This window comes from Segatella copri (assembly GCF_003465495.1).
Taxonomy (GTDB): Bacteria; Bacteroidota; Bacteroidia; order Bacteroidales; family Bacteroidaceae; genus Prevotella; species Prevotella copri_G.
In genome coordinates this window covers 38,022-46,325 of sequence record NZ_QSAV01000032.1, presented here as the reverse complement: position 1 = coordinate 46,325, position 8,304 = coordinate 38,022, and the positions used below count along the sequence as shown (strand labels likewise).

Below are 8,304 nucleotides of genomic sequence, written 5' to 3'. Positions count from 1 at the left end.
TAATGTTAATATTCAGTAAGTTACAACTGCACAACGCAGATGTTAACGAATAAAATATTTAATGCGTCTGCCCTGTGAGATGTGACCAGATGTATCGATACGGAAACCATCCACACCCATCTTGATGAACTGACCATAGCAATCTACGAGATACTTAGCTACCTCGTCGTTCTCTGTATTGAGGTCAACACAGTCACCAGCAATCTGACCCCACCAACGGGATGGATCATCCCAACCGAACTGACCGTAATGGTGCCAGTAGTTGTGAATATCACGGTTCTGACCATCCATATTCTTCATCATGGTAAGACGACGGTGGTATTGATCTTTTGGAAGGATGGTCAGGTAGTCACTACCCAAAGTTTCTGTAGGGGTCATACAAGCATCGATGTAAGCTTGGTTGCGAAGTTGTGTGTTACGATCGAACAGCTTGCAGAGCTTCTCCTCACCGAAGTTACCTGTATGGTTGAGCACGATATCGAGGATAATCTTGATACCCTTGGCGTGCGCCTTGTCGATGAGTTCCTGAAACATCACGTCACCACTCTTGCTGCCATCACTGCTCTGATAGCGGCAGTCAACATGCTGGAAATCCATGGCATGATAGCCGTGGTAGTCATAACCAGATGCGTTCTGTACGACAGGAGTAATCCAGATGGCAGTGAAACCAAGCGCCTTGATGTAGTCGAGTTTGTCGATGACGCCCTGGAAGTCGCCTCGCCAGCAAGGGTCTTTTGTTTCAATCTGCGCTGCCTGATTGTCCCAGCAGAGCACATTGTTTTTAGGATCTCCATCGTAGAAACGCGTGGTGATCATGAAATAGATACTTTCGTCTCGGAAGTCGGTACGATTAGATGTGAAGACATCTGTCGCCATCGATTGCATCGAGATTAGAATGAGCATAAGAACCGCCCATAATTTTGCGGCAAGTTTTTTCATAATGAAATTGTTAAGTTTAAAATTGAATAGTTGAATAATTACACCGCAAAATTACGAATTCTTTTTATAAATACTATAAGATAATTCACTTTTCTATTGTTTCTTCTGTGCAATCGATTTCGCAACAACAAAGAAAAAGAGGCTGAATTTCGCAAAACGGATATTTGCAAAATTCAGCCTCATTCAGAGGATATTATGTACATAAACTGCTAACCGCACGGGGACAAACTCACACTACCCGCTTACAGAGCAGGGGAAGTGCTTGTTTAAGTCCCAAAGTAGCGGTAAGTTTATTTGATAACAAACTTCTTGCCATTGTAGATATACATACCTGGAGCCAGAACGTATTCTGCATCAGAAACCTTGTTTACTTCGGCTACCTTCACACCATTGATAGAGTAAATCTTCAACTTAGCAGGAGCCTTCTTGCTACCTACCTGGTTGATACCTGTTGAGACAGACTCATTGGTCTTACCGGCAAAGTTATAAACTGCACCGTTTTCGAAATCCAAGTTGGCTGTCTGCTGAGCATTACTACCGTTGTTGAAGATGATCTTAGAAGGAGCAGTTGTCAAATCGCCATCATACTTCCACATCCAGACATCCAGACCATTCTTCTTCACACCGATCTTGGTACATGCTACACCAGGCCAGTTACCACCGGTAAAGTTTTCTGAATCATTCCAAGCCCAGCAGTCTACCTGACTCCAGTCTGAAGGAGCGAGGAAGTAAGCGAAGATACCTGTTGGAGTAGGAACAACTACCTCTTTAATCTTGTTGAAGGTTGCAGAACCAGTCTTGGTTTCATTGTCAGCATTAGTTGCGCTCCAAGTTACAGTTTTGCTCTCGCCTTCCATCATGTCAGCACCGAGTGTGAATGTAGCAGCCTTACCAGGAGTAAGAGCCACCTGCTCGCCATCACCGATCTTATACCAACCGCTCTTAGCATTGCTGCTCAGCGTTGCAGTTACAGTGATTGTCTTCTCAAATTCACCACCGTTAGGGCTGAAAGCCACCTTAGCAGCAGTTGTCGAATTTGCTGGAGCAGAAATCTTCTTGGCACTTGAACCACCATCGTATTCCAAGTAGATATCGCCTGTAATACCAGTGATGTCACCAGACTGAGCACCGCTACCATTATTCAATACTATATTGAAGCTCTCAACGTTATCGACATCATAAGTCCAGTATTTAGCACCATCAATCTCCTCAGGACCGTTCATTACCTTACCAGGCCATGCACCTGTCAAAATCTTAGCGTCTGCACCTGTTGTCCAAGCGTGGATGTAAGGAGCCTTATCAGCCTTCACCATGACCACGATAGATGCGTTAGGATCAACCTTGGTATAAGTAACCTTTTCTGTCTTCTCCTTGCCTTCAGAGCTTGTAGCACTCCAAGTCACAGTCTTGCTGTCCTTGAAGTTCATGCCATCACCGATAGTGAAGGTGGCAGCCTGACCAGGAGTCAAATCTACCTTATCCTGTCCCTCTATCTGGTACCAACCAGACGCAGCGTCTTCAGAGAGTGTAGCGGTAACAGTTACCGTATTGGTACGGAAAGTACCACCAGCTGGAGAAAGAGAAACGCTTACAGGCTGAAGTGGAGCCTCGTCAACCCAAGTTGTACCAGCCTCTTCATTGCCATCATAGGTCTGACCACTCTTATGCTGAGCAGCAGAAGCATAGATGAAAGCACCATCATCAATGAGCTTACCACCAGTCCAGTCTTTCACGAGTACGCGAACCTGACCCTGATTCTTAGGAGCATCAACGGTGATAGTAGAACCTGTGTAAGTCTTGCCTGTTACCAAGTCTGTATAAGTACCAGCTGGGCAATCTGTGAAGGTAGCACCACCATTGAGGGCTACGAGTGCATAACTGTCCTTGTAAGCACGCTTGAAGGCGATACCGCCGTTAGCAGCACAACCCTCGTCTGTCCACTGACCCTTACGGAGAGCAGGAACAGCCTGACGAATCTTGTTCAGACGGATGAGGTGCTGAGCCAAATCATGATTCAATGTAGCATCCACGTTACCAGAAGCCTTGTATTCCCCGAAGTCTGATGCTTCTACATCACCTGTGATATAACCACCGTAGTAAGCACGACCAGTGTTAGAAAGATGACCATTAGGACCTTTGTCAATCACAGAACCATGACGGAAACCTACCTCAGAACCATAATAGAGACATGGGATTCCACGGAAGGTAAACATCAGAGAGAGATTCTCAGCCCACTGAGCATCACTACCAGAGAAACGGATACCATCACTTGGCTGAGGACCGTAGTCATGACTATCTACATATACCACATTGAAAGTAGCATCATTGTATTTCATATCACCAGACTTAGCCAAGCCGTATGCACTTCCTGCATTAGAGAAGTTGTAGTGCAATGGGAAGTCAATCACATTAAATCCACTTGACTGAGAATAGTCTGGCTCATGCCATGCACCATTCAGCATAAAGGTATTGTTGCTTTCAGGAGAATCCGCATTATCCTTCTCGCAGAGAGGCATCAGCTTAGCATCATAACCTGTACCACTGTCATAGATTTCCTGAGTATCCCAGTATGTCTGACTGCCATCAAAGCTATCCATCAGATTCTGTGGAGCCTTCCATGTATAATAATAAGGTGAAAGGTTGTCCTGACCACGGTACTGCACACCACCGAAACGGGCACAAACCTCACCATACATGAAGAATGGAGCCTTATTCAATCGCTTGTCCTCGTACTGCTTACCGAGGGCAGCAAACTGAGGAATGAACTGCTTGCAGAAGGTAAGACGTGAGATGTGACCGGATGTATCAATACGGAAACCATCGACACCCATCTTGATGAAATTGCCATAGCATTTGACAAGATAATCAGCCACTGTATTATTCTCAGTATTGAGGTCCACACAGTCGCCTGCAATCTGAGCCCACCAACGATTAGGTAAGTCCCAGTTGAAGTTACCGAAATGGTGCCAGTAGTTGTGAGTATCATGATTCTGACCATCGGTATTCTTCATCATGGCAAGACGACGCTGATACTGATAACCAGGCTGAAGACCTGGATAGTCACTACCCAATGTTTCCAAATTAGGAATCATACAAGCATTGATGTCTGCCTGGTTACGAAGACGAGTATCACGGTCGAACTCCTTGCAAAAATGCTCCTCACCGAAGTTACCGGTGTGGTTGAGCACGATATCGAGGATAATCTTGATACCCTTGGCGTGAGCTTTGTCGATGAGCTCCTGGAACATCACGTCACCACTCTTTTTGCCGTCACCACTCTGATAGCGGCAGTCTACTTTAGAGAAATCCGAAGCATGATAGCCGTGGTAGTCATAACCGGATGCGTTCTGCACTACTGGCGTAATCCAGATAGCTGTGAAACCAAGCGCCTTGATATAGTCAAGCTTGTCGATCACACCCTGGAAGTCACCTCGCCAGCAAGGGTCCTTGGTACTCTTCTGAGCTTCCTGGTTGTCCCAGCAGAGCACGTTGTTACTTGGATCACCATCGTAGAAACGAGTAGTCATCATGAAGTAGATACTTTCATCGCGGAAATCTGTACGATTAACCGTGAAGTTGTCAGTCGCCATCGCATTAGACGAGGCAAGAAGCAGCAGCATCGCTGCAAAGAGCTTCTTCTTAAACTTTCTCATAAAAAAAATATTAAGTTAAGATATTTAGTTGAAAATTATTTGTGTGCAAAATTAATCAGAAAACGTTGGAATTGCAAACAAACAAGCCTATATTCGCTCTTTTTTATATGCAAACGATTGCATTTACAAGTAAAATAAATTCATACAAACGATTGCATACAAAAATACGCAAGTTTTCAGCCGAAAACTTGCGTATTCAAAAGAGAGTATTAGATGATTATTTGATGACGTACTTCTTGCCACCGCAAACATAGACACCTGGAGCGAGGATGTACTCAGCATCTGCCATGCTACCTACCTCGGCTACCTTCACACCATTGATAGAGTAAATCTTCAACTTAGCAGGAGCCTTCTTGCTACCTACCCGGTTGATGCCTGTTGAGACAGACTCATTGGTCTTACCGGCAAGGTTATAAACTGCACCGTTTTCGAATTTCAAATCCTTTGTCTGCTGACCACCGCCGTTGTTGAAGATGATCATGGTAGGAGCAGTTGTCAAATCGCCATCATACTTCCACATCCAAACATCAAGACCATTCTTCTTCATGTTAGTCTTGGTACAGCTTACACCTGGCCAGTTACCACCGGTAAAGTTGTCTGTATTATTCCAAGCCCAGCTATCTACCTGATTCCAATCTGAAGGAGCGAGGAAGTAAGCGAAGATACCTGTTGGAGTAGGAATTACAACCTCTTTAATCTTGTTGAAGGTTGAAGAACCTGTCTTGGTTGTACCATCAGCATTGGTTGCACTCCAAGTTACAGTCTTGCTCTCGCCTTCCATCATGTCAGCACCGAGTGTGAATGTAGCAGCCTTACCAGGAGTCAGATTTACCTGCGCACCATCACCAATCTTATACCAACCGCTCTTAGCATTGCTGCTCAGCGTAGCAGTTACAGTGATTGACTTGTCAAATTCACCACCATTAGGGCTGAAAGCCACCTTAGCAGCAGTTGTCAAATTTGCTGGAGCAGAAATCTTCTTGGCATTTTTACGACCGTCATATTCCAAGTAGGTATCACTTGTAATACCAGTGATGTTACCAGACTGATCACCGCTACCATTATTCAATATTACATTGAAGCTCTCAACGTTATCGAAATCATAAGTCCAGTATTTAGCACCATCAATCTCCTCAGGACCTTTCATCACCTTACCAGGCCATGCACCTGTCAGATTCTTACCGTCAACACCTGTTGTCCAAGCGTGGATGTAAGGAGCCTTGTCAGCCTTCACCATGACCACGATAGATGCGTTAGGATCAACCTTAGTATATGTTACCTTACCAGTCTTCTCCTTGCCTTCAGAGCTTGTTACACTCCAAGTCACTGTCTTGGTATCCTTGAAGTTCATGTCATCACCGATAGTGAAGGTAACAGGCTTACCAGGGGTCAAATCTACCTTGTCCTGTCCCTCTATCTGATACCAAGCAGACGTAGCATCTTCTGAGACCTCAGCGGTAACAGTTACCGTATTGGTACGGAAATTTCCGCCAGCTGGAGAAAGAGAAACGCTTACTGGCATAAGAGGAGCCTCGTCAACCCAAGTTGTACCAGCCTCTTCATTGCCATCATAGGTCTGATCACCCTTATGCTGAGCTGCAGTATCGTAGATGAAAGCACCATCATCAATGAGCTTTCCGCCAGTCCAGTCTTTCACGAGTACGCGAACCTGACCCTGAGTATTAGGAGCATCAACAGTGATAGTAGAACCTGTGTAAGTCTTGCCTGTTACCAAGTCTGTATAAGTACCAGCTGGGCAATCTGTGAAAGTAGCACCACCATTGAGGGCTACGAGTGCATAACTGTCCTTATAAGCACGCTTGAAGGCGAAACCACCCTTGGCAGGAGTACAACCATCGTCAGTCCACTGACCCTTACGGAGAGCAGGAACAGCCTGACGAATCTTGTTCAGACGGATGAGGTGCTGAGCGACATCATGATTCAATGAGGCAGCCACATTACCAGAAGCCTTGTATTCACCGAAGTCTGATGCTTCTACATCACCTGTGATATAACCACCGAAGTAAGCACGACCAGTTTCAGAAAGAGGACCATTAGGACCTCTGTCAATCACAACATCGCGACGGAAACCTACCTCAGAACCATAATAGAGACATGGGATTCCACGGAAGGTGAACATCAGAGAGAGATTCTCTGCCCACTGAGCGTCTGAGCCGCCAAAACGAGACCCTGACCCAGGACCATAGTCGTGACTGTCAACATATACCACATTATAGGTAGCGTCATTATATTTCATATCACCAGTCTTAGCCAAACGGTATGCGGTGGCAGCATTACCGAAGTTGTAGTGCAATGGGAAGTCGATCACATTGAAACCGCTTGACTGAGAATAATCTGGCTCATGCCATGCGCCATTCAGCATAAAGGTATTATTGCTTTCTGGAGAATTCGCTTTATCTTTCTCGCAGAGAGGCATCAGCTTATCATCATAACCTGTACCACGGTCATAGATTTCCTGAGTGTCCCAATATGACTGGCTGCCATCAAACTGATCCATCAAGTTCTGTGGAGCCTGCCATGTATAATAATAAGGTGAAAGATTGTCCTGACCACGGTACTGCACACCACTGTAACGGGAACAAACCTCACCATACATAAAGAATGGAGCCTTGTTCAATCGCTTGTTCTCATACTGCTTACCGAGGGCAGCAAACTGAGGAATGAACTGCTTGCAGAAGGTAAGACGTGAGATGTGACCGGATGTATCAATACGGAAACCATCGACACCCATCTTGATGAAATTGCCATAGCAGTTGATAAGATATTCAGCCACTGTATTATTCTCTGTATTGAGGTCCACACAGTCACCTGCAATCTGAGCCCACCAGCGGTTTGGCTCATCCCAGTTGAAGTTACCGAAATGGTGCCAGTAGTTATGTGGATCATGATTCTGACCATCGGTATTCTTCATCAGGGCAAGACGACGCTGATACTGAGCAGCAGGCAAAAGACTTGGATAGTCACTACCTAATGTTTCGGGATTAGGAATCATACAAGCATTGATGTCTGCCTGGTTACGAAGACGTGTATCACGGTCGAACTCCTTGCAGAGCTTCTCCTCACCGAAGTTACCGGAGTGGTTGAGCACGATATCGAGGATAATCTTGATACCCTTTTCGTGAGCCTTGTCAATGAGTTCCTGGAACATCACGTCACCACTCTTTTTGCCGTCACCACTCTGATAACGGCAATCTACCTTGGAGAAATCCGAAGCATGATAGCCGTGGTAGTCATAACCGGACGCATTCTGTACGACAGGAGTAATCCAGATGGCAGTGAAACCTAACGCCTTGATGTAGTCGAGCTTGTCGATGACACCCTGGAAGTCACCTCGCCAACAAGGGTCCTTGGTACTCTTCTGTGCTTCCTGGTTGTCCCAGCAGAGCACATTGTTTTTAGGATCTCCATCGTAGAAACGCGTGGTGATCATGAAGTAAATACTTTCATCTCGGAAATCTGTACGATTATCCGTGAAGCTGTCAGTCGCCATCGCATTAGACGAGGCAAGCAGCAGCATCGCTGCAAAGAGCTTCTTCTTGAACTTTCTCATAAAAAATTTTTGAATTAAGTTAAGACATTTAGTTAAATTTTATTCCACTTACAAAATTAATCATAATAAATGATGATAACAAATAAATAAAGCAACTTCTGCTCATTTTTCCGTGCAACCGATTGCATTAATAAGTAAAAT

Annotated in this window: 3 protein-coding genes; all 3 read right to left on the bottom strand. The window is 45.2% G+C overall.

Going from position 1 to position 8,304, the window contains the following annotated elements; all coding sequences use genetic code 11:
- Positions 1 to 42 precede the first annotated feature (42 nt).
- Entirely contained in the window at positions 43 to 903 is an 861-nt protein-coding gene (locus DWV53_RS10350; protein WP_259318963.1) for an alpha-amylase family glycosyl hydrolase, read from the bottom strand.
- Positions 904 to 1,229: 326 nt separating this feature from the next.
- Positions 1,230 to 4,592 (bottom strand): alpha-amylase family glycosyl hydrolase, encoded by a 3,363-nt coding sequence (locus tag DWV53_RS10345; protein WP_118153494.1) that lies wholly within the window; start codon positions 4,590 to 4,592, stop codon positions 1,230 to 1,232.
- Positions 4,593 to 4,809: 217 nt separating this feature from the next.
- Positions 4,810 to 8,163, bottom strand: a complete 3,354-nt coding sequence (locus tag DWV53_RS10340) for an alpha-amylase family glycosyl hydrolase (protein WP_118153491.1) — start codon at positions 8,161 to 8,163, stop codon at positions 4,810 to 4,812.
- Positions 8,164 to 8,304 lie beyond the last annotated feature (141 nt).

Bases quoted from the DNA above. Each gene is read 5' to 3' on its own strand.
- DWV53_RS10340 (WP_118153491.1), bottom strand. From the start codon at position 8,163: ATGAGAAAGTTCAAGAAGAAGCTCTTTGCAGCGATGCTGCTGCTTGCC.
- DWV53_RS10345 (WP_118153494.1), bottom strand. From the start codon at position 4,592: ATGAGAAAGTTTAAGAAGAAGCTCTTTGCAGCGATGCTGCTGCTTCTT.
- DWV53_RS10350 (WP_259318963.1), bottom strand. From the start codon at position 903: ATGCTCATTCTAATCTCGATGCAATCGATGGCGACAGATGTCTTCACA.